The sequence below is a fragment of the Paenibacillus violae genome (assembly GCF_032461945.1).
Taxonomy (GTDB): domain Bacteria; phylum Bacillota; class Bacilli; order Paenibacillales; family NBRC-103111; genus Paenibacillus_E; species Paenibacillus_E violae.
Genome location: NZ_JAWCUD010000006.1, coordinates 56,172 through 79,573 on the forward strand (window position 1 = coordinate 56,172; position 23,402 = coordinate 79,573).

The 23,402-nt window shown below is 45.2% G+C and carries 25 protein-coding genes and 1 pseudogene; 13 read left to right on the plus strand and 13 right to left on the minus strand.

The genetic code is table 11. The features are described from left to right. Window positions 1-8 precede the first annotated feature (8 nt). Genes RQP52_RS18075 through RQP52_RS18085 form a run of 3 tightly spaced genes read right to left on the minus strand, consistent with a single transcriptional unit; the run spans window position 9 to window position 3,812 of the window. Entirely contained in the window at window positions 9-1,214 is a 1,206-nt protein-coding gene (locus tag RQP52_RS18075; RefSeq protein ID WP_315953170.1) for a Ger(x)C family spore germination protein, read from the minus strand. Further along, entirely contained in the window at window positions 1,211-2,299 is a 1,089-nt protein-coding gene (locus RQP52_RS18080) for a GerAB/ArcD/ProY family transporter (protein ID WP_315953171.1), read from the minus strand. The genes RQP52_RS18075 and RQP52_RS18080 overlap by 4 nt, the downstream gene beginning before the upstream one ends. Continuing rightward, window positions 2,292-3,812, minus strand: coding sequence for a spore germination protein (locus RQP52_RS18085; RefSeq protein WP_315953172.1), 1,521 nt, complete (start codon window positions 3,810-3,812; stop codon window positions 2,292-2,294). Before RQP52_RS18085 ends, RQP52_RS18080 begins: the two co-directional genes overlap by 8 nt. 237 nt (window positions 3,813-4,049) lie before the next feature. On the opposite strand from RQP52_RS18085, the gene RQP52_RS18090 reads away from it, so the two are divergent. The 8 genes from RQP52_RS18090 to RQP52_RS18125 all read left to right on the plus strand — a co-directional run bounded on the left by RQP52_RS18090 (window position 4,050) and on the right by RQP52_RS18125 (window position 9,039). Further along, window positions 4,050-4,649, plus strand: a complete 600-nt coding sequence (locus RQP52_RS18090) for a TerD family protein (RefSeq protein WP_315953173.1) — start codon at window positions 4,050-4,052, stop codon at window positions 4,647-4,649. Between the two features lie 28 nt (window positions 4,650-4,677). After that, entirely contained in the window at window positions 4,678-5,259 is a 582-nt protein-coding gene (locus RQP52_RS18095) for a TerD family protein (RefSeq protein WP_315953174.1), read from the plus strand. Window positions 5,260-5,291: 32 nt separating this feature from the next. Further along, window positions 5,292-5,879 (plus strand): TerD family protein, encoded by a 588-nt coding sequence (locus RQP52_RS18100; protein WP_315953175.1) that lies wholly within the window; start codon window positions 5,292-5,294, stop codon window positions 5,877-5,879. A 98-nt stretch (window positions 5,880-5,977) separates the two neighbouring features. After that, entirely contained in the window at window positions 5,978-6,172 is a 195-nt protein-coding gene (locus RQP52_RS18105) for a TerD family protein (protein ID WP_379173757.1), read from the plus strand. Further along, window positions 6,141-6,884 (plus strand): TerC family protein, encoded by a 744-nt coding sequence (locus RQP52_RS18110; protein WP_315953176.1) that lies wholly within the window; start codon window positions 6,141-6,143, stop codon window positions 6,882-6,884. Before RQP52_RS18105 ends, RQP52_RS18110 begins: the two co-directional genes overlap by 32 nt. Before the next feature lie 278 nt (window positions 6,885-7,162). Further along, the gene (locus RQP52_RS18115) at window positions 7,163-7,771 is read left to right on the plus strand and encodes a sigma-70 family RNA polymerase sigma factor (RefSeq protein WP_315953177.1); all 609 of its coding nucleotides are present in this window, start codon (window positions 7,163-7,165) and stop codon (window positions 7,769-7,771) included. Window positions 7,772-7,804: 33 nt separating this feature from the next. Further along, window positions 7,805-8,449 (plus strand): pentapeptide repeat-containing protein, encoded by a 645-nt coding sequence (locus RQP52_RS18120; protein WP_315953178.1) that lies wholly within the window; start codon window positions 7,805-7,807, stop codon window positions 8,447-8,449. Window positions 8,450-8,475: 26 nt separating this feature from the next. Next, on the plus strand, window positions 8,476-9,039 hold the full coding sequence (locus tag RQP52_RS18125; protein ID WP_315953179.1) for a 5' nucleotidase, NT5C type: 564 nt from the start codon (window positions 8,476-8,478) through the stop codon (window positions 9,037-9,039). Window positions 9,040-9,051: 12 nt separating this feature from the next. Here the strand turns inward: RQP52_RS18125 and RQP52_RS18130 are convergent, their stop codons facing one another. From RQP52_RS18130 to RQP52_RS18145, 4 genes are read right to left on the minus strand one after another with little or no spacing between them, the layout of a single operon-like run. After that, a complete protein-coding gene (locus tag RQP52_RS18130; protein WP_315953180.1) occupies window positions 9,052-10,353 on the minus strand; it encodes an MBL fold metallo-hydrolase in 1,302 nt (433 codons plus the stop codon). After that, on the minus strand, window positions 10,350-12,008 hold the full coding sequence (locus RQP52_RS18135) for an ABC transporter permease (RefSeq protein ID WP_315953181.1): 1,659 nt from the start codon (window positions 12,006-12,008) through the stop codon (window positions 10,350-10,352). The genes RQP52_RS18130 and RQP52_RS18135 overlap by 4 nt, the downstream gene beginning before the upstream one ends. Before the next feature lie 24 nt (window positions 12,009-12,032). Next, on the minus strand, window positions 12,033-13,139 hold the full coding sequence (locus RQP52_RS18140; protein ID WP_315953182.1) for an ABC transporter substrate-binding protein: 1,107 nt from the start codon (window positions 13,137-13,139) through the stop codon (window positions 12,033-12,035). A 39-nt stretch (window positions 13,140-13,178) separates the two neighbouring features. Further along, on the minus strand, window positions 13,179-14,141 hold the full coding sequence (locus tag RQP52_RS18145) for an ABC transporter ATP-binding protein (protein WP_315953183.1): 963 nt from the start codon (window positions 14,139-14,141) through the stop codon (window positions 13,179-13,181). Between the two features lie 169 nt (window positions 14,142-14,310). Between RQP52_RS18145 and RQP52_RS18150 the strand changes: the two genes are divergently transcribed. Both RQP52_RS18150 and RQP52_RS18155 read left to right on the plus strand, forming a co-directional pair. Further along, complete coding sequence (locus tag RQP52_RS18150) at window positions 14,311-15,210, plus strand: LysR family transcriptional regulator (protein ID WP_315953184.1); 900 nt, start codon at window positions 14,311-14,313, stop codon at window positions 15,208-15,210. A gap of 106 nt (window positions 15,211-15,316) precedes the next feature. Beyond that, entirely contained in the window at window positions 15,317-16,180 is an 864-nt protein-coding gene (locus RQP52_RS18155; RefSeq protein ID WP_315953185.1) for a hypothetical protein, read from the plus strand. A 100-nt stretch (window positions 16,181-16,280) separates the two neighbouring features. On the opposite strand, the gene RQP52_RS18160 is transcribed toward RQP52_RS18155, so the two are convergent. Continuing rightward, window positions 16,281-16,919, minus strand: a complete 639-nt coding sequence (locus RQP52_RS18160; protein ID WP_315953186.1) for a hypothetical protein — start codon at window positions 16,917-16,919, stop codon at window positions 16,281-16,283. A gap of 36 nt (window positions 16,920-16,955) precedes the next feature. Continuing rightward, a pseudogene (locus tag RQP52_RS36500) lies at window positions 16,956-17,132 on the minus strand (transposase); the annotation flags it as partial. 263 nt (window positions 17,133-17,395) lie between these two features. On the opposite strand from RQP52_RS36500, the gene yunB reads away from it, so the two are divergent. Further along, window positions 17,396-18,187, plus strand: coding sequence for a sporulation protein YunB (gene yunB, locus RQP52_RS18165; RefSeq protein ID WP_315953187.1), 792 nt, complete (start codon window positions 17,396-17,398; stop codon window positions 18,185-18,187). 9 nt (window positions 18,188-18,196) lie between these two features. Here yunB and RQP52_RS18170 read toward each other — a convergent pair whose 3' ends face one another. Further along, complete coding sequence (locus RQP52_RS18170; protein ID WP_315953188.1) at window positions 18,197-19,165, minus strand: M23 family metallopeptidase; 969 nt, start codon at window positions 19,163-19,165, stop codon at window positions 18,197-18,199. 197 nt (window positions 19,166-19,362) lie between these two features. Between RQP52_RS18170 and larC2 the strand changes: the two genes are divergently transcribed. Beyond that, window positions 19,363-19,848: a nickel pincer cofactor biosynthesis protein LarC2 gene (gene larC2 / locus RQP52_RS18175; RefSeq protein ID WP_315953189.1), complete on the plus strand. Its 486-nt coding sequence runs from the start codon at window positions 19,363-19,365 to the stop codon at window positions 19,846-19,848. Window positions 19,849-19,871: 23 nt separating this feature from the next. Here larC2 and larC read toward each other — a convergent pair whose 3' ends face one another. The 3 genes from larC to larE are packed head-to-tail and all read right to left on the minus strand — an operon-like array spanning window position 19,872 to window position 22,370. Beyond that, complete coding sequence (gene larC, locus RQP52_RS18180) at window positions 19,872-20,789, minus strand: nickel pincer cofactor biosynthesis protein LarC (RefSeq protein ID WP_315953190.1); 918 nt, start codon at window positions 20,787-20,789, stop codon at window positions 19,872-19,874. Beyond that, on the minus strand, window positions 20,749-21,525 hold the full coding sequence (larB, locus tag RQP52_RS18185; protein WP_315953191.1) for a nickel pincer cofactor biosynthesis protein LarB: 777 nt from the start codon (window positions 21,523-21,525) through the stop codon (window positions 20,749-20,751). Before larB ends, larC begins: the two co-directional genes overlap by 41 nt. After that, window positions 21,522-22,370, minus strand: coding sequence for an ATP-dependent sacrificial sulfur transferase LarE (gene larE, locus RQP52_RS18190; protein ID WP_157319677.1), 849 nt, complete (start codon window positions 22,368-22,370; stop codon window positions 21,522-21,524). The genes larB and larE overlap by 4 nt, the downstream gene beginning before the upstream one ends. A gap of 156 nt (window positions 22,371-22,526) precedes the next feature. On the opposite strand from larE, the gene lipA reads away from it, so the two are divergent. After that, on the plus strand, window positions 22,527-23,402 hold the full coding sequence (lipA, locus tag RQP52_RS18195) for a lipoyl synthase (RefSeq protein ID WP_315953192.1): 876 nt from the start codon (window positions 22,527-22,529) through the stop codon (window positions 23,400-23,402).

The following is a 23,402-nucleotide window of genomic DNA, read 5'->3' on the forward strand; positions in this document are numbered from 1 at the left end:
ATATACTCCTATTCCTCTTCCTTTTCTTTTTCCTCTCGGGATCGAGAAGACTTGATGCTGGATAGCCCAGGACGCAGCATTCTGGCATCCGATTGTACAGTAACTTCGACGTTTGGGAAGATCTCGTTCCAACGTTTTTGGTTTTGCCGCCATTCCTTAGGGTACGCTCGGTGGAATTCCCCAGCGAAATCAAAAATGTCCGCTTTGTAACCTTGCTGAACCTTTCGCAAAGCGACTGCGACACGCTCTTCAATATCGTCATTCATAGCGGCTTCTACACGTTTAACAGCTTGGTGATCGGAGGCGAGATCCAGTGAAGTTGTATTTTGCAGGGCATCATCTTCCGTATGAATCCAGACGTTCATGCGCCACTTGCCATTTTCGATGATTGGCTGCAGTTTCGTCTTGCTTTTCAATAGTCGAAGGGAAACATGGCCGGAGGTACCTTCCGGCGTCACAGTAACGACGGCTGTTTTAATCTCGTCCCTGAGCCATAGCAGGCCGCGGGTGGTTGGATCGTCAATGGTGCCGACCATCTTATCGTCTTTGAATACAGCCGTATAATTGGTGAAACTCCCTGTGTCGTCGTGATTTCTCGGGGTGTTTGCCGCCAGAAGTTCAATATAAGGCAGGGCGGCAGCACTGGACGGATTCCCCAACATTTGTGCCAAATCCGCCAACGTTACACTAAGGATGATTTTACTCTTGCCAATCTCCCTCATGATCTCTGAGGAGTTTCGCTCCAGCCGTGTATTCATCTCGAGAATTTCGCGTGCGCTTCCTTTGCAAACATACATAAAGGAACGCTCTCGCGGCTGAGGCGCTCTCATTAAGTAATCGACCTCGTCTCGAACTCCTTGTCGTGCCACAGACTCACCGAAAATAATAATTTCGGTATGACCCCAGAAAATTTTGCGCGGCATCTTCTCTTGAATCTTAGAAATCGCATCAGCAATATCTACGCCTACCGCGGATTTGACGAGGGAAGTTTGAATGCTGCCTCCTTTGTTGCTGCTTTCCAAACCGCCGCCACCGCCGCCGGGACTTCGTGGGATAAAAATCTGTAACGTTAATTCGATCGACGTATCGTCATATTTATCAATCGCTGCTCCGGTGACGAGTGCCAAATCATTCACTTCCGTCCGATCCCAGCAGCCCGTCAGCAGCGGGGTGAAGAGAACTGCCGTTAGTAGTAGCTTCAGCATTGCTTTCATCCTTGCTGCCCCTTTCTGAAAGAAGCGGCAATAAGAAGCATGGAGGGGATACCAAGCTGTGTGATCAGTGCCAAAAAAGGGATATTCGTTCCTATAGCGTGCATGAGTTCCTGAAAATTAGGAGAAACCCAAAAGCTGAGCAGCAGTATCAGAAAGCCAACTGGAATGATAAGAGGCCGATAATCAGAGAGCCCCAAACATTGCGCCGTGCCTAGCACAGTGGCATAGTAGATCAGCGATACTTTAATGAACATCCCAATGATCCAAATGGTCATTACTAGTGCTTCCACATGTTCCAGAAAGTCAGAAATGGAAATGTAACGTACTGCAACGAGGAAAGCATAATTGAATTTAACCGTAAGCGATCCGAACATTAATAAAATGGTCAGATTAATCGTCAATAAGGTGATCATGACAATGCCGAGGCTGATGAAGCTCCACTGCAAGACATGCTTTTTTTTATTCAAAAATGGATAAAGAAACGACAACATAAAAAACTGGGTAAACCAAGAAGAGGGGACAAGTGACCCCACTAGTAGGGGAAGCGGGCCATCTCCCAGAATAGGAAACATCTCTTTGGGATGAAGATCAGGAATCATCAAGATCAGCATGATGAAAATGATGAGCACAGCCGAAGGAACAAGGATTTGTGAGACTCTGGCGAGCACCTCAATCCCCTCGTATAAGACATACGCACATACAGCCACCATACAAAAAATGACGAGTGCTATCGGTGTTTCATGTAAGAAGTTACCGACAACAAATTCCCCGTATTCGCGCAGAACGAGCCCATTCGTAAAAATAAACGACACGAGAAAGAAGCCGGACAGCGCCTTCCCTGCGTACACGCCGAGAATCGATTCCGTATATTGGATGAAGGTTAATTCCGGATATTTGATATATAGGCGATACATAACAATCACGGACAAAAACCCTACTATTGTCGCAACCAGTGGTGTCATCCACATATCAATGCCGGAGGTTTTCATCGTGATGGACGGGACAGATAAGGTGGCGGTAGCCAGGACAGTTGGATGCATAATGATAGCTAATTGAAGGGGAGAAATACGTCCCTTTTCAATCATGAATGTCATCCCCTTTTGGCGGATCTGGTCTTTGTCCAGAGGGCTGTCGAATCGTATTCATCCTTCCGGTAAATTTAGGGCGGGTCCGCATGGACCAGATAGGTGCACGGATGATCACATCTTTCAACTCTTTTGCTTTAATCGGCGCAAGTGGTTGAAGGTAAGGAACGCCAAGCGACCTTAAGGAGCAGAGGTGGATCACGATAACAATAAATCCAAGCATGAGTCCAAGCAGCCCTAGAATTCCCGATAAAATCATGATGGGAAATCGAAGCATTCGCAAAGCGATGCCTGTGGAATACTGCGGCATCATGAAGGAGGCGATTCCCGTGATAGCCACCACCATGACCATTGGAGCCGACACCAAACCCGCGGAGGTTGCGGCTTGACCGATGACGAGCGCGCCTACGATACTAACAGCGGCACCTACCTGCTTAGGGAGACGAACGCCGGCTTCGCGGAGCGCTTCAAAAGAAATTTCCATGAGAAGAGCTTCAACGAGTGCGGGAAACGGAATATCTTCTCTGGACTTCGCAATGCTTAGCAAGAGAGATGTGGGAACCATCTCTTGATGAAAGGTCAAAATTGCCACATACAAAGATGGAAGCAGCAGTGTTATGAAAAAAAACATATAGCGCAGCCATCGAATTAAGGTACCGATAATAAATCTTTGATAATAGTCCTCTGGCGATTGCAAAAGCGAGAACAGCGTGGCTGGCGCTATCAAAGCAAATGGCGTTCCGTCTACGAGAATCGCTGTACGGCCTTCCAGAAGCGCCGCGGAGACAACATCCGGACGTTCTGTTACTTGAATTTGTGGAAAAGGAGACAGCGGATGATCTTCAATTAAACCCTCGATATATCCGCTTTCCAGAATGCCGTCGATTTCAATTTCGGCAATCCGTTGTTCAACTTCCTGAATGAGCCCCTCATTGGCGATGCCCTCCATGTAAATAACGACGACTTCCGTGCGTGTGTGTTTTCCTACTTTGTACGAAACCATTTTGAGGGAAGGACTTTTAATTTTCCTCCGAAGCATAGCTGTATTAACAGACATTGTTTCGGTAAATCCCTCGCGTGGTCCGCGAATAACGGATTCTGCCGACGGTTCCTCAATGTTTCTCTTTTCCCAGTGAGCAAGACCTAGCGAGTATGCCAGAGGGATTCCGTCGATGAGAAGTTCGACATTGCCTACAGAAAGATGAGCAATGATGTCTGAGAATGTCGAAGTCTCCTTGACGTCCGAGATGGAAATAATGGATGACAGTTCCTTTTCCGTGTAATTCCATTCTTCTATTGTCTCGCTAAGTAAAGGACTTAGGACGTTTCGATCCAATGCTTCAAGATTAACCATCCCTTCGATATAAACGATGAGGGCTCTGGTTGTTCCTCCAATAAGGAAATCGTGGAAATTGACATCTTTGCATTTTGTATATATAACCTGAAGAGTTCGAAGGTTATCATCGAGTGAGTAGGAAACAGTTTCCAATGAATTCGACAAACTTGCATCCATGAGAACGCTCCTTAGATGTGATAATTATCTGTTTGTCCAATTAAGCTGGTTGCTAAACCAATTCTTCGAGGAACGATCAAACAAAAAAATTAGCGAATTTTGGATAAAATAGTGTTGTAAAGTAAAAATATGTATGGAGTCTGAAAAATTAATCGAAACTTGTGAAACGTGATGGGCGTTCATCCGTATCAAAGTATTGAGCGTACTACAAAACAAGTTGTGAAGGAGGTGGCCTGATTGACTATCAGTTTGGTCAAAGGTCAAAAGATCGATTTAACAAAAGGGAATGCCGGTCTTACTAAAGTAGTTGTAGGTCTCGGATGGGATCCTGCTGTAATTGAGAAAAAAGGCTTTTTCGGAACGAAGAAAACAGCAGTTGAGATCGATTGCGATGCTTCAGTGATTTTATTGGATGCGAATGGTAAACTGACAAAAGAGAAAAATGTCGTGTACTTCGCGAATTTGCAAAGTCCCGATGGCTCCGTTGTTCACTCCGGAGATAACCGTACAGGTGAAGGCGATGGCGATGATGAGCAAATTTCGGTTAATTTGAGTCAAGTGCCTGCGGACGTTAGTAAAATCATTTTCGTCGTAAATATCTACGATTGTGTTAATAGAAAACAGGATTTCGGTCTGGTTCAATCCGCTTACATTCGAATTCTGAATGATTCTAATAAACAAGAATTGGTTAAGTTTAATCTAACTGATAGTTACGCTGGTAGAACCTCTTTAATCGTTGGTGAAATTTACCGCCATAGTGGTGAATGGAAATTTAATGCGATTGGTGAAGGCAGTACGGATACGACAATTGGTCAATTAGTTAAACGTTACACATAATCCACTATACAAAGCGAGGTCATTATCCATGGCGATTTCATTATCTAAAGGTCAAAAAGTTGATTTGACAAAATCAAACCCAGGTCTGACGAAAGTGGTTGTTGGCTTAGGCTGGGACACGAATAAATACGATGGCGGTAAAGATTTCGATCTAGATGCTTCCATTTTCTGTGTGAACGCAGCTGGCAAAGTGAATTCTGAAGCTGACTTCATTTTCTATAACAACCGCAAAAATGCGAATGGATCCATTGTTCATAACGGTGACAACCGTACAGGTGCTGGAGACGGGGATGATGAGCAAGTTAGCGTGGATTTGGCTAATATACCGGCTGAAACAGAAAAGATTGCATTCTGTATCACGATCCATGAAGCGGATGTAAGAAGCCAAAACTTCGGACAAGTATCCAATGCTTATGTGCGTATCCTTAACGAAGGATCTGGCGCGGAATTGATCCGTTACGATCTTGGCGAAGACTTCTCTATCGAAACAGGCGTAGTAATTGGTGAGTTGTACCGTCACAGTGGCGAGTGGAAATTCAGCGCAATCGGAAGCGGCTACAAAGATGGTCTTGGTGGACTAGCTCGTGATTACGGCTTGCAAACTTCCTAATAAGTCAAAAATATTCTAAGGAGCTGTTGGATATGGCAATCAGCTTGTCCAAAGGTCAAAGAATTGACTTAACCAAAACAAACCCCGGTTTAACGAAGGCGATTATCGGTTTAGGCTGGGATACCAACAAGTATTCTGGCGGTCATTCTTTCGATTTAGATGCCTCGGCCTTTCTGCTGCATGCTGACAATAAGGCCAAAGGCATTGAAGATTTTATCTTTTATAACAATTTGGTTGGTGCAAATGGTTCGGTTCAACATACGGGAGACAACCGGACTGGTGATGGAGACGGCGATGACGAGCAGATTAAGGTTGATTTCTCGAAAATCCCTGCGCATATTCACCGTATCGGTATTGCCGTAACCATCCATGATGCAGCAAGCCGCAATCAGAATTTCGGACAAGTGTCCAATGCATTTGTTCGTCTTTTCGATGAAGTAACAAGTCAAGAAATTTTACGCTATGATCTAGGTGAAGATTTTTCAATTGAAACTGCGGTTGTCATTTGTGAGTTATACCGAGACAGCCAAGGTCAGGAATGGAAATTCCAAGCGGTTGGAAGTGGCTTCCAAGGCGGTCTTCAAGCATTATGCAAAAATTATGGACTTGATGCGGAGTAAAGCTTAAACTAGGTGGGGTGGTGCAGTTTAGGCATCACCCCTTTGCTAGCCAATAGGCATACTTCATCCAGGCACTAGCAAGATATGCTGGAATATAACTGGGAAATCACTTCTCCATCGAGACAGCTATAGTTGCAGGAGAATTATATAGATACGGCGCAGCGTGTAAATTAAGCGCAATTGGATCTGACTCCTCAGATGGGTATGAGAATGGGTTGCAGGCAGTAAATACTAGGGAAAATTACAGGAGGGTCAAGGCGCATGGCAGATTTTTTTCAAAGTTTCATCAATAACTTTCTTAGTTTTTTTAGCTGGGAAGTGTTATCGGAAACAGTGACAGATCCCGTAAACTGGGGGATTATCGGTACACTTGTTATCTTAGAGGGCTTGCTTTCGGCGGATAATGCGTTAGTACTAGCGGTTATGGTTAGACACTTACCTAAGGAACAGCAGAAAAAGGCGTTATTTTACGGACTTATTGGTGCTTACATCTTTAGATTTGTAGCTATCGGTGTGGGTACTTTCTTAGTTCAAATTACATGGATTAAAGTACTTGGTGGTCTTTATCTCCTCTGGATCGCAATCAGTAATCTCTTCTTCAAGAAACATGAAGAGGATGAGAATGGTGAAGTGAAGAACAAAGGTCTTTCCTTCTGGCGTACAGTATTAGCGGTAGAAGTGATGGATATTGCATTTAGTGTAGACAGCGTGCTTGCTGCTTTTGGTGTCAGCGAAAAGGTGTGGGTACTGTTCCTCGGAGGTATTTTGGGCGTACTCATGATGAGAGGTGTGGCGCAAGTCTTCTTGAAATTAATTGATAAAATTCCGGAATTGGAAAAAACAGCGTTCATTCTTATTATCGTGATCGGTCTTAAGATGATTGCCGGCGCATTTGGTATCCATATCTCCCATGTTCTTTTCTTCTCCGTGATTATTGCTTTGTTTGGCGGAACGATTATTCTCAGCCTACTTCGCAATAAGAACAAAACGGAATCTCACAACTAAAAAGAGCGCATAATTGAAACTGTGCATCATATCTTTGAATAAGAGGATCTCAACTCATTCAAAGAAGGTGCACAGCATGATAATAGGCGGGTTTATACTCTTTGGAATCATTCTCGTGCTCATTGTCGTCGCAGCCTCTGAAAAAGCAGAATCTGTGTCCAAATTTATCGATAAATAGACACCTATGAAACCTGTAAAGGTTTCTTTTTTTTGATTCGATTTGGTAGAATATAAAGGTAGAGTCGAAAAGAAGGCAGTTAAGAAAAAGGAGCTGTAACATGCTGCAATTAAGCGATAGTCAGCTTGCAACAATGTGGACTCAAGGGGATTCCAAAGCGTTCAGCCGACTTCTTGAGCTGTATAAGGACAGAATTTACCGTTTAGCCTATCGGATACTGCGCAACAAATCGGATTCGGAGGATGTCGTACAAGAGACTTTTTTACGGGCGTATCAGCACTCCCATCGCTTTGACGCAAGCAAAAATTTCTCTACTTGGATTTTTAGCATTGGCAAAAATGTGACCATTGATTTTTTGCGTAAAAAGAAGGCGGAGTTGTCCATGGATACGAATCCAAATCCGTTTCAAGATGCGCTGCCTTTTTATGATAAGCTGACAAGCCTTGAGAAAACACCTGAACTTCAATTAATTGAGCAAGAAACAGCCGAACAGGTAGAACTGATGATTCGCGAATTGCCCGATAAATATAAAACGCTGATCGTGTATAAATACTTTTTAGATATGTCTCTGGAAGACATTAGCAAAGAAGTGAACTTACCTGTTACGACGATTAAAACAAGGCTCTTTCGCGGCCGAAACTACATTAAACGTAAGTGGGGTTCGCTATTCTTTATGCTGCAGAGCCTAACATCGGTTATTATTTTTTAAACCTATCATTCTAGTAGACAGAGGAGCATCCGAATGAGCACTTCCAAAATTGAAGCACCAAAGATGCCGAAAGAGTTGCCTTCGATATCACTGCCCGATGAGGCGCTGAACTCGGAAGATAGCTTTCACACTGGAATTATAAGCGATTGTATAATGGATAATCAGAAAGCGTCAAAAGTGGCTTTTGACAAAATTATTTTTCGAAATGTCACCTTTACACGAATTGCCATGAAAGACATTGAGTTGACCGACGTCATCTTCGAGAAATGTGATTTATCGAATGTAGATTTCGGAGAAGCTACGATTCATAGAACTGAATTTAGAAATTGCAAAATTATCGGGATGGATATGACAGGAGCAACCATTCGAAATGTGCTGTTCGATTCTTGTTTAGGGGATTATGTTAATTTCCGGATGGCTAATTTCAGACAAGTTGCTTTTGAAGAATGTTCGCTTTTAAGTGCTGATTTCTATGAGGCAACACTGCAAAAGATGTACTTTGAGACATGTAAGCTGGATCGCGCTCAGTTTACGGGAGCCAAGTTGGCTGGAATCGATCTTAGTTCCTGTGATTTCACTAGTCTAGGCGTGGGTGTGGAAGAATTACGCGGCTGCATCATTTCGAGAGGGCAAGCTTCTGTATTTGCAAGTCTTTTTGGGCTTATACTAAAGGAATAAAGGCACTAGTGAAATGAGGGGCAACGGTGAAATTTGGTTTTGATATTGATGATACACTCATTAATTTAAGAGAACATGCTTTTCACATTTATAATCGCAAGTTGAATCAAAATATCGGGTTGGACGTGTTTCAAGCTTTAACTACCATGGAGATTCATGATGCTTTCGGGTTGACGAAAGAAGAGGGAGGGAAGCTCTGGCAGAGCCTCCGCGATGATATTTATTACTCTGACTGTGCTCCATTCCCGCATGCACGTGAGATCTTACACGAGTTAGTCAAGCAGGGCCATGAGGTTTACTATATTACGGCAAGAGCGAAAGAGCATACGGAACGGACGCGAGAGTGGCTTATTCAAAATGGTTTTCCCGTTGCAGAAGGTCATTTCTATTGCGGAATGAGTGATTCCGAGAAAGTACATATTATCGAGGACTTGAAATTGGATTATTATTTCGACGATAAGCCGAAAGTTCTTGAGACTTTATCTCAATTGCCAGTGAAAGCTTATGTAAAAGACCGATCCTACAATCAGCATCTTAATTTGCCACGGATAACTTCTTGGGATCAGTTGTGGGAAGAGCTGAAATCATAATAAGCGGTATAGTTAAAAATTGACCGTATCACCGGGTTGTAAGGAAAGTAAATGTTCAATGCCTTCAGATGCTAGCTGCTTAAGCAGGGCATCTGTTTCTTTTTTTGGAGCATGGACTAGAAGCTTATACTTGCTGTTTAACGATTGCGTCATCTTGCGCACATCAGGCAACCCTTGATGGATCTTGTATCGAACCATTCTCAATTGACAGCCGCGCTCTTCATCGCTCATCGCTAGCAGGCGCTGCGCCCTTGTTCCCATAGCGACATGCCCGGTTAAAAGAATGCCATTCGTCATGTTCGTGCGAAACTGCTCGTAGTACCATTGAGATTTGGGAGATTGCATCATCCCGTCACTTGTGAACCAGATAGCTGCCCGAGAATTGGTCATATCCTCATGGAATAATCGTTTACGTTGATCCTCATTGTGGATTAATTCAAAGCTTTCATTATTCAAAGCTTCTGTGAGGATGTGTTCCATGCCTGGTTTCAACCAATCGGCGTGTTGGAGCATAAGCTCCATAGCCTGAATGAGCTCATATTCGGCCCGTATCGGCGTTTCGGGGAAACGCTGACGCATAAGCAGGAGCAGGTCTTGCCCTCTACCGCAAACAGGAACAGGCAGCAGCAATTGACCACCTTCATTTAAAATCTCCTCAGCCGTAGTGAAAAGCTTCTCCAGCTTCTCGTTTTGGTATTCGGTATCGGTGCTATAAGCGGCATCGATAATTGCTACATCTACAGGAATGCCTCCATTGATGATGTCCTTAGGTAAATCTGTGCCCAGGAGCAGGGAATCTTCGCTGTAATCTCCGGAAAAGAACAATCGCTTCCCATCGATTTCTAAAAGCATCCATATCGAGCCCAGCATATGTCCGCTGCGACCCCAACATATGCTAAGTGTTGGAGAGAGCTCAATCCATTGCTGAGGCGGGGCCATGTCTTCGATGAAAACGTATTGGACACGCGCGATATCCGCTTCATCGTAGGGGAGTTCTCCACCTTGCAGTTTGACATGTTTCTCCCAAGCGGCATAATACCCAGGAAGCTGTTGAGCGGTTAGGCGGGTCGTATATACCTTGCCGGAATAACCTAGCTTATATAGGGAAGGGATTGCGATTGAGTGATCTTCATGCGCGTGAGAAAGAAAGACAGCGTCCAATTCCGCAACTTTGGTCGGATCGATCAGCGGATATTCTCCGAATCCCTCCCGTTTTACACCACAATCGAGCAAAATGGATGTCTGTTCATTACCTATCCAATAACAGGAGCGGCCGTGCTCGCCAGCGCCGCCCCAAACGTTCAATTGCATCATTCCACATTCCACTTTCTGTTCGTATTCATGTTGTTCACAATAAGCAGCAGCACAGTTGTGAGACCGACGGAAACGACGGCCATCGCCATGCCGAGCGAAATTTGACCTTGTTCAAATTGAGCAAAAATATAGGTGGCCGACGTTTGCATCGACGGCGGAAGCACCATCAGCGAGGCGACTAGCTCTCTCAGCGAGATGGTGAAGGTCATCATCCAGCCGGCAATAATACCCGGCAGCAGCAGTGGCAGGACAATACGTCGGAACACGTACAAGGGCTGCCCGCCGAAGACTTGCCCGGCTTGCCGCAAGGATTCGTCCAGCTGGCCGTTACGTGCCTTGACGTATTGCACCGTATACGGCAGGAAGAACACCACGTAAGTGAGGACGACCATGCCGTAGGTGTTGTAGAGATGCAGCGGCATCCATGGCGCATTCCATAACATAATGAGTCCAACGACGAGGACCATATCGGGCACTGTGTTCGGCAGCAGGCTGAACATATCGGTTATACGCTGCGGCAGGCGCTTGGCGCGGCCGATCGTTAAGGCGAACCAGGTGCCAAGCGCGGCTGCTAAGCAAGCGGCGAGCAGGGCGAGCCCGAGGCTGTTCAGCAGTGCTTTCATGCTGGGTGAGCCCCATTTCAGCAGCTCGCCGTAATGAAGCAGCGTCAGATTGTTCCAAGCCAGCCCGCCTCCGCGGAGCTTCATCAGCGAAGCTGAAATGATGGAGAAATACGGGATGCCAATGGATGCAGCAAGTAACAGAGCTACATAAAGCCAGGCTATCGCTTGCTGCCAGCCGAGATAGAAGGAAACTTTGTCACGGGTGCCTTTGCCGCCGACAAGATTATAAGAATTCCGGCGAACTACTACCGACTGGATGTACCAAAGCACAAGACAGGCCAGTAATAATAGGGAGGCTAACGATGTTGCTTTCCCAAAGTCGACAGGCCAACTGGAAATTGAGGCTTGGATTTCGGTCGTTAACACGAAATACCCGATGCGCCGGCCGAATGTTGCCGGTGTGCCGAATTCAGCCAAAGTTTTGACGAAGATAAGCAGTGCGCCCATGACATAGCTGGAGAAGACAAGCGGCAGCATGACACGGCATAACGAATAAAAGAAGCTAGCCCCGTGAACAGCGGCAGCCTCTTCTTTGTTGCTGCCAATTTGGAGAATCGCGTTGCGTAAAATTAAGTACAGAAATGGAAACAAATGAAGGCTCATGATGGTAATCATTCCAAATAAGCTGAAGAACTGACTGCTAATCCATTGCGCCCCTGGAAAAAATTGTTCAAGGTACCCGCGAGGCTGCATAAATAAGATCCATCCCATGGAGCCAATATACGGCGGTGTCATGAATGGTATGAGCAGCACAATATCGAGCCAACGATGCTTGCGAAGCGGTGTTTTGGCCATGATCCAAGCTAAGGGCAGCGCAAGCAGCGTACAGCCAACCACGACCCATATACCGAGCATTAAAGAGTGACTGAATACACCAGTCAGATCTTTCTCCAACACGACCCGAATGGGTGCCAATAAATCGAGCGAGCCATTCACCCAAATACTTTTGAATGATACAAATAACAGAGGAAGGACGACCAGCATTGCTAATAGCAGCAATGCCAGAAACGTCCCCGTACGTTTGAATACCATTTAATCGTCATCCCCGTCCGGAGCTTACTTTTTGAATAATTGTGTAAATTTCTGTGTCACACCAGCTTGATTATCATTCATCCAATTCCAGTCAACCTTAATAGCAGGAATGTCTTTCGCGCTTACTCTTCCTTGTACTTGGATATCGCTGCGTCCGGAAAGCAGGTAGGAGTCAGTAACCATTTTTTGCGCTTCGTCAGAAAGTAGGTATTCAATAAATGCCTTAGATGCATCTACATTTTTACTCGATTTCATAATCATAGCAGGTCGTGGTGAGATAACAGTCCCACTTGCAGGATAAATTAAATCAATTGGCTCGCCTTTCGCTTTGGAAGCATATGTCATGTAGTCAACGCTTGCCATTACGATGCTTTTGGCACCTGAAATAACAGGATCCATAGCTTCTTGGTTTGCGCCTGCAATAATAGCGCCATTAGCTTTCACTTTACCAAACAAGTCCCAAGCGGAATCGCCGTTTTTATTCGCGTAGCCTGTCATGAAATCAAGTGCTGAACCAGACTGTGCAGGATCCGGAATATTCACTTTATCTTTCCATTCTGGTTTGGTTAGATCGCTCCACTCTTTTGGAGGGTTAGTAACTGTCTTGGTGTTGTAAGCAATACCTAGTGCAGATAGGCTGTAGCTGAAATAATTTCCATCCTTATCGGAGTAATCAGAGATCAACTTGTCAGCATTTTTAGCTTCTTTGAAAGGGAGTGTTAGTCCGCTTTTTGTCATACCAATTGCTGAAGGGAGGGAAGCTAAGACAACCACGTCAACAACAGGATTTGCTTTTTCAGCTTCCATACGAGCTAAAATTTTACCTGTTGTGCCTTGGAACATTTCAACTTCCACACCTGTTTTGGCTTTAAAACCTTTTTGGATATTGGTAGCGAGATCAGCGGGGCCTGCACTGTAAACAACAATTTTTCCGCTAAGCTTTTTAGCCTCAGGCGTTGGTGCAACTGTTGCAGCAGCCGTTGAAGCAGTTGACGCAGCCGGAGTAGCAGTAGATGGGCTTGAATTAGAGGTTTTGCTAGCTGTACCGCAGCCAGTTAAGCTAACACCTAGTAGAACGGACATCAAGGCTATGGTACTCATTTGAAAGTTCTTCTTCATTTTCGTTTTCATTTTACATGCACCCTCTCAATTTTGGTTAATTTCAACTCACTACAATTCATGAATCTGTTCTTTTGAAATATAAAGGTTTACATTTTCACCTATCGCCAAACGTGATGGATGATAGGCCATCCAAACTTCCTTTTCACCAACATCTACGCTGATTTCATAGCGCTCGCCGATATAACTGACAGCTTGTACTACCCCTGAATACATAAGATCTTGCTCCGTTAAGCGTACCCAACGGATATGCTCAGGGCGAATGAGCCGCTTGTCCGTCTCCAGCCAATTGGTTTTACCGATAAAACGGGCTGTAAACGGGTGGGTAGGCTTACAGTAAATGGCTTCAGGTGTGTCTTTCTGCAAAATGACCCCGCTCTGCATGACGACAATTTCATCCGACATGGACATGGCTTCGATTTGGTCGTGTGTCACATAAATGGCCGTGAAGCCAATATTTCGTACCAGATTCATAAGTTCGATACGCATTTCTTCGCGCAATAGAGCGTCTAAAGCGCTCATGGGCTCATCGAATAAGACTAGCTGTGGACGAACTACAATGGCCCGGGCAAGTGCGACTCGCTGTTGTTGGCCGCCGGACAGTTGATGGGGATATCGCTTCTCCATTCCCATTAGCTGAACCAAATCAATAGCTTCCATTGCACGTTGACGCCAATTTGTTGTATCGCCTTTTGCCTTGAGTCCAAAAGCAACATTCTCCAAGACCGTCAAATGCGGCCAAAGGGCAAAATCCTGAAACACCATACCAAAATCTCGTTGATGAACCGGGCGGTTAATTCTGCGGCTCTTGGAGAAGAGACAAACATCTCCCAAATGAATCTCACCTTGATCTGGAGACTCTAGACCTGCAATGATTCGGAGCAATGTTGTCTTACCGCACCCAGATGGTCCTAACAAAGTTGTAAATTTCCCTTTGGTAAGGGTTAGTTGAATGTCCTTGAGCGCCGGCGAGGCGCCGAAGGATTTGTTGATACCGTGAAGTTGTAAAGTCATCTCAAGCTTCCTTCCGTTCTTAGGAACAATCTTAGTTTAGGTGAGCAAAATTAGCGGAGTGTCAACTTAAGGTAAATCTATTGTTAAGTTTTTGTTGGGAAACTATTATTCTCCATAGATTTTTTCTATAATGATTTTGCAGGCCATGATGGATAAGGAGAGTTTTGAAATGAACTGGAATTTAATTAAGCTGCAAATCGTAGAGCTATTGGATAAACACAAACGAATTACCACGGTTGCCGATCAATTAGGGTTGAAGCAGCCGACGGTTTCCTTCCATATGAAAAGCATGGAGCAAGAGCTAGGCGTGGGTTTATTTTATTCAAAAGCAGGAAAAGTTCATTTGACAGAAGCGGGACAATCTTTGAACCACTATGCAAAGAAGATTAATGCGTTGGCTCAAGAAGCGGAGAGAGTTGTGAAGGAGTTTGATGAGAGAGGGAGCGGACATTTGAAAATTGGAGCAAGTTACGTGCCTGGCACGTATGTGCTTCCGAGCATTTTAAGTGGGTTCTCTAAACTGTATCCGCAAATTTCAATTTCACTTACCATCAGGACCTCTCCTGTCATTCAAGAAATGCTCTTGAATCATGAAATCGACATTGGCATTATGTCGGCGGAGCCTTTTCAGTGGGCGCCCCTGATCGGGGAAACGTTATGTGAAGACGAGTTGGTCTTCTTTTTTAACCCGAAACATCGCTTGGCGAGACAACCTAATCTTCATCCAGAGGTATTGAAGGACGTTCCTTTTATCTTGCATGGACAAGAGTCTAGCACGCGTAGCATGACATTAAAATGGGCAAAAAGCTTAGGCATTGAACTGAAGCCCGTTATGGAGATGGACTCCCTGGAGGCCATTAAGCAAGCGGTATTAACCGGCGACAGCGTCTCGATTATTTCAAAAATGGCGATTGCAAAAGAGATGCAGCGAGCCGAGCTAGTGTATCGTGAAATCCCCCAAAATCCCTTTAAACGCTACATCTATTTCACATATAACGAAGACCGGATTCGGTCCTCATTCTTTGATAGTTTTTTCCAGTACTTGCGTGATTCTGTCCAGAGTGAGTAAATTCTTTTACAAAAAACACACGTTGAGCTGACAATCCAATGACAAAACTTCTTTATGCTCTTGTCTGGGAGGGAAACCTTTCCAAAAACGTAGAGGAGTTGAAATAATGTTTAAGAAAAAGGCATTAAAGTTGGTCATGGCTGCAATCGTTGGAACAAGTGCATTAGTTGGATTCGGGGGAGCACCTCAATCTGCATCGGCTGCAAGCAACATGGTTCCGGATTATGAGGTCAAGCTTCTTCTTAATCCGAATGTCGTTCTTGGGTCGGACTTCAAGCTAACAAGCACCGTAAGATCAGCGTTTGGCATGCCCGAAACTGTAACGAAGATGAATGTTCAATTTCTCGACACGAATGCTGAAGATATTTACAACAATGGATGGAGCCCGAGAATTCGCAAAACAGAAGGCGAGAACGATTTCGAACTTAGTTATAAAAAACGTTATGCCATTACAGGTAATGATATCAATGGCGCGCTAACTTTAGCTAACCAAGAGGGCTTCAATTCAGGAGATACGGGGTATGAAGCTCAAGTTGAATGGGGTTACCAAAAGAAAACCTTGAGTATTACTCGTACGAAAAGTGGCAGCAAATCAGGTTATAGCGGTATGGATCTTCCTAACCAAGCTGATTCACGCAGTCTTCTTATCAACAATGCTCCTGATAAATTTAATAACTGGGTCTCAAGCGGATGGGGGACTAGTAAACTGTCTTCCTCTCGCATTTATGGCCCAGTACTTGCCAAACGCTCAGTTGGTACTTGGAGCGGTCAGCAGCTATACATCGAAGTATGGCCAATTCGGAATGCAGCAGGCACAGGGACAGAATATGTTGTAGAAGCATCATTCAAAACAACTAGTCAATCGACAGCCTCAGCCAAGCATGATGAACTCGTCACCTATTTGCAGGGTAAAGGATGGTTCCTAGCTCAAGATTCTTTGAAAACTCAGCTGATTATGGATCGTTACTAATCATTTATCACAAAATACATGTAAAATTCCAGACCACCTTCCTTGAAGGTGGTTTTATTGATGCTGGTACTGTATATTGCGACTATCCCCGTGACTCAGATCATGTATACACCGCCATGGAGAAACAAACCTCGCTTAAATGAGTGAAAATAGAAATGTTCCTTGCAGTGAGGTTCCTGCGATAGCAAAATTCGTCTAAATACATTTGTAAATGTTTGGCTCCAAGACCATGGAAGGTTTGGTTAATCCATTTGCTAGCTTGTTTGGCAATCTCGAGCAATGGACGCAGACGTTTTGGTGTATAAAATCCAGTAATAATTTCGACCTTTTGTGTGCCTGTTTCAATATGCTGCTTGCGAAATGTATGAATTTCGTTACGAGAAATATGCCTTTCCTTCGGGGAAGAAAGCTGAATATGTTTTATTTTGATGTAGCTTGAGTTGCACGATTCACTACTTGATGAACCTACGAGAAGAAGGTGCTCTTGTGGGTGTCTATGAACAGAAGGATTGAATGGGCGGCCATAAATGGCTGAATGAATACGAACGGAGCCTGAGAGGGGAATCTGTGTGTCGGAGTTTTGAATATAGGACCGAATCTTATGTAAGATTAGCCAAGCGGTTTTGTAAGTAACCTGAATGAGATTGGAAAGACTCGTAGCTGTAGTTCCCTGATCGGTACGGGAGACGAGGAATATGGCTAACAGCCATTTGCGCAGATCGGTTCGGCTACCTTCCATAATGGTTCCTGAGATTAGAGAGGCTTGATAACGACAATCGCTGCATTCGTATAAAGGATGTTTACGAGTTTTGGTTATATAGGCATGTCGATGGCTGCACTTTGGGCAGATAAAGCCTTCAGGCCATTTCATCTGAAAAATGTATTGCGCGCAATGATCTTCAGTGGAGAAACGACTCTTAAACTGCTCAAAAGACATATGAGTTAAATCCATTTAGCCCTCCCTGAAATGAAACTCAAGAACTTATGTTCCTATTTAAAGAATATCAAACATACGTTCTCATTGCAACGCATTTTTGGAAATAATTATAATTTTATACTTCTGTGTGAATGGGATAGTGCTCATAGTGTATGAACATTGGAACAGTAGGGTAGGGGGCGCACTCCAACGAGCTGAAGAACGGCTCCTAAGCTTCTTTTTCACCTCATGTCCGCATAAGGTAGTACTAATGACAAGCGGGGCAAGGGGGAAATAGGATGCTGCAAAGGCGACGGTGGAGAAGCAGACCTACAGGGAAATCAAACCGCAAAAAGGTGCTGTTAATCAGTCTTCTCATCTTTGTCTTATTTTGTGTGCAGTTTTTTATTTATGTTGAACACAATCTTAGACCACCATTGATGAATTTGGCGAAAGTTCGAATTAAACAGATTGCTACACAGGCGATCAATAGCGCCATTGCGGATCATGTGGCAGGGAATACGAAAGCAGAGCAGCTTATCGATTGGAAAATGGATAAAAACGGGAAAATAACGGGATTCATGTTAAATTATAATGAACATATGCGCATCACATCGGATACGATAAAAACCGTGCAAGGTGAGCTTGATCATTTACAATCCATCTCTGAACACATTCCAGTTGGGCAAGCGATGAACAGTGCGATTCTCGCTTCGTTTGGTCCTGATATTCCAATTAGGCTGCTGCCGGTTGGCAATGTGAAAGTTGATCTAAATACACGTTCACAAAATGCTGGTATTAATATGGTGATGTTTGAAGTCTATGTACGCATTATTGCTGAAGTATCGGTTATTATCCCCTTTGACTCAGATACAGAAATTGTGGAAACAGAAATTCCTATTTCATACTCCCTTGTAGTAGGGGATGTTCCTACTTATTATTACGATAACAAAGGAAATCCTGTAGGGGGGAGTAAGGACGCAGGACTGCCCAGCTTGTCGCTTCCACAGGTTCCGAATATCGGAACAACGACACCAAAGGGAGATGCAGTCCAATCGCAAGAAACGATACAAAAAGAGCCGACTCCATAAGGGAGCGGCTTATTTTCTTCTTTTATTTCGATCTTCACGTTCCCATTTTCGGAGAGAAGGATAAGGGTCGAAACTCCATTCCGTTAACCCATTATCCCGGTAGAGACCAAAATGGAGATGAGGCGGAAATTTCCCTGACGTTCCAGGCTTGCCGTAACCCGAACTGCCAACCCAACCGATGGTTTGCCCGGGTTTGACAATATCATTTTCCTTGAGACTTTTTTGAAAGCTGGAAAGATGGGCGTAGTAGTGATATATATTGTTCACATCGCGAATCCCAATCCGCCAACCGCCGTATGGATTCCAACCTTTCACTTCTACTATCCCGTAGCAAGTGCTTCTGACAGGCACTCCATGCCGTGCAAATAAATCCGTTCCTTCATGAGAGCGGTGCCCTCCCCAGCCGCGGCTGTCTCCCCAAGTGCTACGATAAGAGTAGTCCGCGCTCACTGGCAAGGGGAATGCATGCTCTCCAAGGTCGAGTGTGTCAAGTGTATTAAAAATAGTAGCGAATTGTTTGATACGCTCGACGCTGCGTGAGTTTTGATAATAATTCCATAAGTTTATGAGTAAATTTTCCTCTTTCGTTCCGTTTTTACTCATGAGAAAGGCCATTGAAGCTAATAGATCCAAATCGTTGGTTCGTTCTGCGACCCCATCCCCCGAGCCATCTCTTCCATAGCCGTGAAAAAAGGAAATGCTTTTTGGATTCGTATCCTGTTGGTCTGGATTCAGTATGCCGGCCCAATCCGATTCAGGAAAGTAGATGCTTGTAATTCCTTTGTGCACAGGTCTTTTCTTAGCAATATTCATTGTTCTTTCATATTGATCGACAGCAGCTAAGTAAGCCCAAGGGATATCAGAAATTATACTCGTTTTCTCAAATAATTCTTTCCGCTCAGCGTACAGGTTGGGGTTAACCTTCGACGGAGCTGGGGCATAAGACTGTTCAGATGCAGCAGCTTGGGAAGCCGCCATACGTGAGTGAGTCCCTGATTCGGCTACTGATAGGAGGAGGCAACAAGCTAGAACCCGCGCCCAAAAAGGTTTGCTTTTCATCACTATCATCCTTCCTGAAATGTTAGTTCTTAGGATGTACTCTTCAGTGGATGTTTATCCTTACAACTTTCGTATTCAACCATTTTTTGCTATGATGCCTTTATGAGGTGAGAAGGGTGAGTTTTAATCACAGGGAAGAGCATGTTGACGATGGGATGCTGTTAATTCAGGCGAACTTGGATGATATGAATCCAGAGTGGGTTTCTTATATTATGGACAAGCTCTTCGATGCTGGAGCTAATGATGTCTATGTCGTACCGATTATTATGAAAAAAGGGCGGCCAGGCATTATGTTGAATGTGCTGGTTGAAGCGACACGACTTTCTTCCATAGAAGACGTGATCTTTAGCGAAACAACGACACTGGGCATTCGATATATGCATGCTTCCTGCCATAGATTAGGTAGAGAATTCGAGCAAGTGGATACCAAATGGGGATTGTTAACGGTAAAAGTAGGCTATCACCAAGGTAAATTGGTGCAGTATGCCCCTGAATTTAAAGAATGTGAACGGGTAGCCAAAGAGTATCAAGTACCGTTGAAATTGGTCTATGAAGAAGTTAGAACGCAGTTTATGCTGCAGCACAAAAAAGCCTCCTCCTAAGTCTAGGAAGAGGCTTTTTGCTCTTATTGATGATCGTGAGTATGCGGGTGATGGTGGTCATGATCATGGTGGTGATGGTGATCGTCATGGGAATGGCCATGATTATGGTTATGTTCATGCGCGATGTGCTCATGACCGACTTGCCATTTTCCAATGAAAGGATCTGCTTTACCGACTACGACACGAAGCACGTTAGGCTGATTTGGCAAATCCCTTGTGCCAGCCCCGTATCCGATCGTGTCTACGATCATTGGCGGAAAGCTTTTGGAGAACTCGTCCACAATTCCGGAAATAATACCTGCGCCAGTTGGCGTAGTCATCTCAAGGCTATGGTTCGTTGAAGCGATAGGTAAACCACGCATCATTTCCAAAGTTGCCGGAGCGGGAACCGGGTATGTGCCATGATCAATATGAATAATTCCTGAGCCTAACGGTACAGGAGATGCATAGATGCGCTCAATCTGCAAAGAGTCGATAGCCAAGGCTGCACCAACGATGTCGACAATAGAGTCGATAGCTCCGACTTCGTGGAAATGCACTTTTTCAACTGGAATCCCGTGGATTTTCGCTTCAGCGATGCCAATTTTCTCAAAGATGGCTAAGCTGAGCGATGTGACACGGTCATTAAATCCAGCTTCTTGAATGACTTTGACGATTTCTGAGTAATGACGATGTTTCTTAGGCGGGTGTTCCGGATCTAGGATGACGTCCAATTTAAGTGCGGAAATTCCGCGCTTAATTACACGCTTCCATTCCAGGACATACGGTTCAAGCTTAATTTTGGTTAGCTCACTTTCAATATAAGCCCGGTCTGCCCCTGCATCAACCAAAGCGCCAAGTGTCATATCGCCGCTGATTCCGGAGAAGCAGTCCAAATATAGAATACGCATGGTACGAATCTCACGCTCGTTTCGACATATTTTTGTTAATGAGCCCTGCATAATAGCCGGCTCCAAAGCCATTGTCAATGTTTACTACAGAGATACCAGGTGAACAGCTGTTTAACATGGACAAGAGCGGAGCCACCCCTGCAAGGTGTGCGCCATAACCGATGCTCGTCGGCACAGCGACGACAGGTTTGGATACGAGCCCGCCAAGCACGCTGGCGAGCGCGCCTTCCATGCCGGCAACGACCACAATCGCGTTAGCACCGCGAATAAGTTCTAGCCGGCGGAAGAGCCGGTGAATGCCGGCTACACCCACGTCGAACACGCGTTCGACGTGGCTGCCTAGGCATTCTGCCGTAAGAGCGGCCTCCTCCGCCACGGGGAGGTCGGAGGTCCCTGCGCACACGACGGCGATATAGCCGTCGTGGACTTTCAACATCGGTCGCTTGAACCAAGTGAGCGACCTGGCTGTTTCGTGGTAGGTGACACCTTCCACGGCAGCGATTACATGGGCGGCTTTGGCCGCGTCGACCCGCGTAGCAAGCACGCGGTCGGTGTGTTCCATCAGCCGCCGAAATATGGCCTCGATCTGCTCGGCGGTTTTGCCTTCCCCGAAAATAACCTCGGGGAAGCCAGTGCGCTTCTCGCGATCGATGTCCAGCTGGGCAAATCCGAGATCAAGGTTGCCAGGGCCTTCGCCGCCGCCTTCCTTGATGATTTGCCTTTTGGCTTCTTCGACGTCCAGATCGCCCGTCTGTACGAGCTTCAAAATCTTTTCCAAGTCCATCATAAGGATGCTTCTTTCACCTTTTCTTTGGTTTCCTTAGACAGCACTTCGTTCATGCTGCCAGTTCGGTAGCCTTGCAGATCCAGCGTTACGTAAGTAAAGCCGAGCTTACTGAACTTTTCATAGATTGCGTCGCGATGCTCCACCACTTTATGTATTTCATCCGGCATGACTTCGATCCGGGCAATTTTCTCATGGTGACGTACGCGTACTTGATATAAACCAAGCTGTGAAAGGAAGTACTCGCCTTCGTCCAGTTGGTCAATCTTCCACTTCTCAATTTGTGTTCCGTAGGGAATACGGGAGGACAGGCAAGCAAAAGACGGTTTATTCCAAGTACGTAAACCTAATTCTTTGGAAAGCTGTCTGATTTCATCTTTGGTCATCCCAGCCTCTTGTAGAGTACTGCGGACACCCTGCTCGTTCTTGGCTTGCAGCCCCGGTCTGTAATCACCGAGATCGTCCATATTAGAACCATCCAGAATGTAGGGATAACCTAATTCTTTGGCTAATTGCTGCAGATGTGAATAAAGACCCGTTTTGCAATGGTAGCAGCGGTCCGGATTATTGGCGACGAAATTGGCATTCTCCAATTCTTTGACCTCTGTTTTGTACAGGCGGACACCAATTTGTTCAGCAAGCTCGACGGCTGCATCGAATTCCCGTGAAGGGAATGTTTCGGATGCAGCTGTGACGGCCAGAACTTGATCACCGAGCTCTTGCTGCGCACGCTTGAGGACAAATGTGCTGTCTACTCCGCCGGAAAAGGCGATCAATACTCGGCCCATGCCTCTTAAAATCTCGCCAAGCTTGCGATCCTTCTCTCGCGTTACTTCTTGTATGCTCATGTTTCTTTCCTCCCATACAGCCTATATGTAAATAGCTGAGCTGTTTTGGTCCATCTAGATAAGTGTATCACAACTGGCTGGCAAAGTGGATTGTTTTGTCAGGCATTCATGATATAATAACAACATTGAGAAACCAAATAAAAGGCGGGAAATATAATGCCTACAAAACCATTAGAGAGAAAACCAGACTGGTTAAAAATTAATCTGAAAACAGATGAAAATTTCAAAGAAATAAAATCAATGATGCGTTCGAAGACGCTGCATACGGTTTGTGAAGAAGCTAAATGCCCGAACATACATGAATGTTGGGCGAATCGAACCGCTACGTTCATGATTTTGGGTGACATCTGCACGCGTGCGTGCCGTTTTTGCGCTGTGAAAACGGGGCTGCCGACAGAGCTTGATCTGCAAGAGCCTGAGCGCGTGGCTGATGCTGCTTTGCAAATGGGACTGCGCCATTGCGTTGTAACTTCTGTTGCACGTGATGATTTGCAGGATGGCGGCGCGATGATCTTCGCAGAAACCATCAAAGCGATTCGCCGCAAGCTGCCACTTTGTACCGTGGAAGTGCTGATTCCGGATTTCTTGGGCCGTGAAGAATCTTTGGTTACTGTTCTTGAAGCGAAGCCGGATATTCTGAATCACAATATGGAGACCGTGGAACGCATGTCAGACCGCGTCCGTTCCAAGGCGAAATATCGCCGTTCGTTGGAGCTGCTTCAACGTTCCAAACGTATTGCCCCAAGCATCCCGACCAAATCCAGCGTCATGATTGGCGTAGGGGAGGAATGGGACGAGTTGTTGCAGACGATGGACGATTTGCGTGCCGTCGATTGCGATATTATGACGATTGGACAGTATTTGCAGCCGTCGACAATTCACTTGGCCGTGTCCAAATATTACACACCTGAGCAATTTGCTCTTCTAAAAGAAGAAGGCATGAAGCGCGGATTCAAACACGTTGAATCTGGGCCTTTGGTGCGCAGCTCCTACCATGCCCATGAGCAGGTTAAATCCGCATCGAGCGTTTAG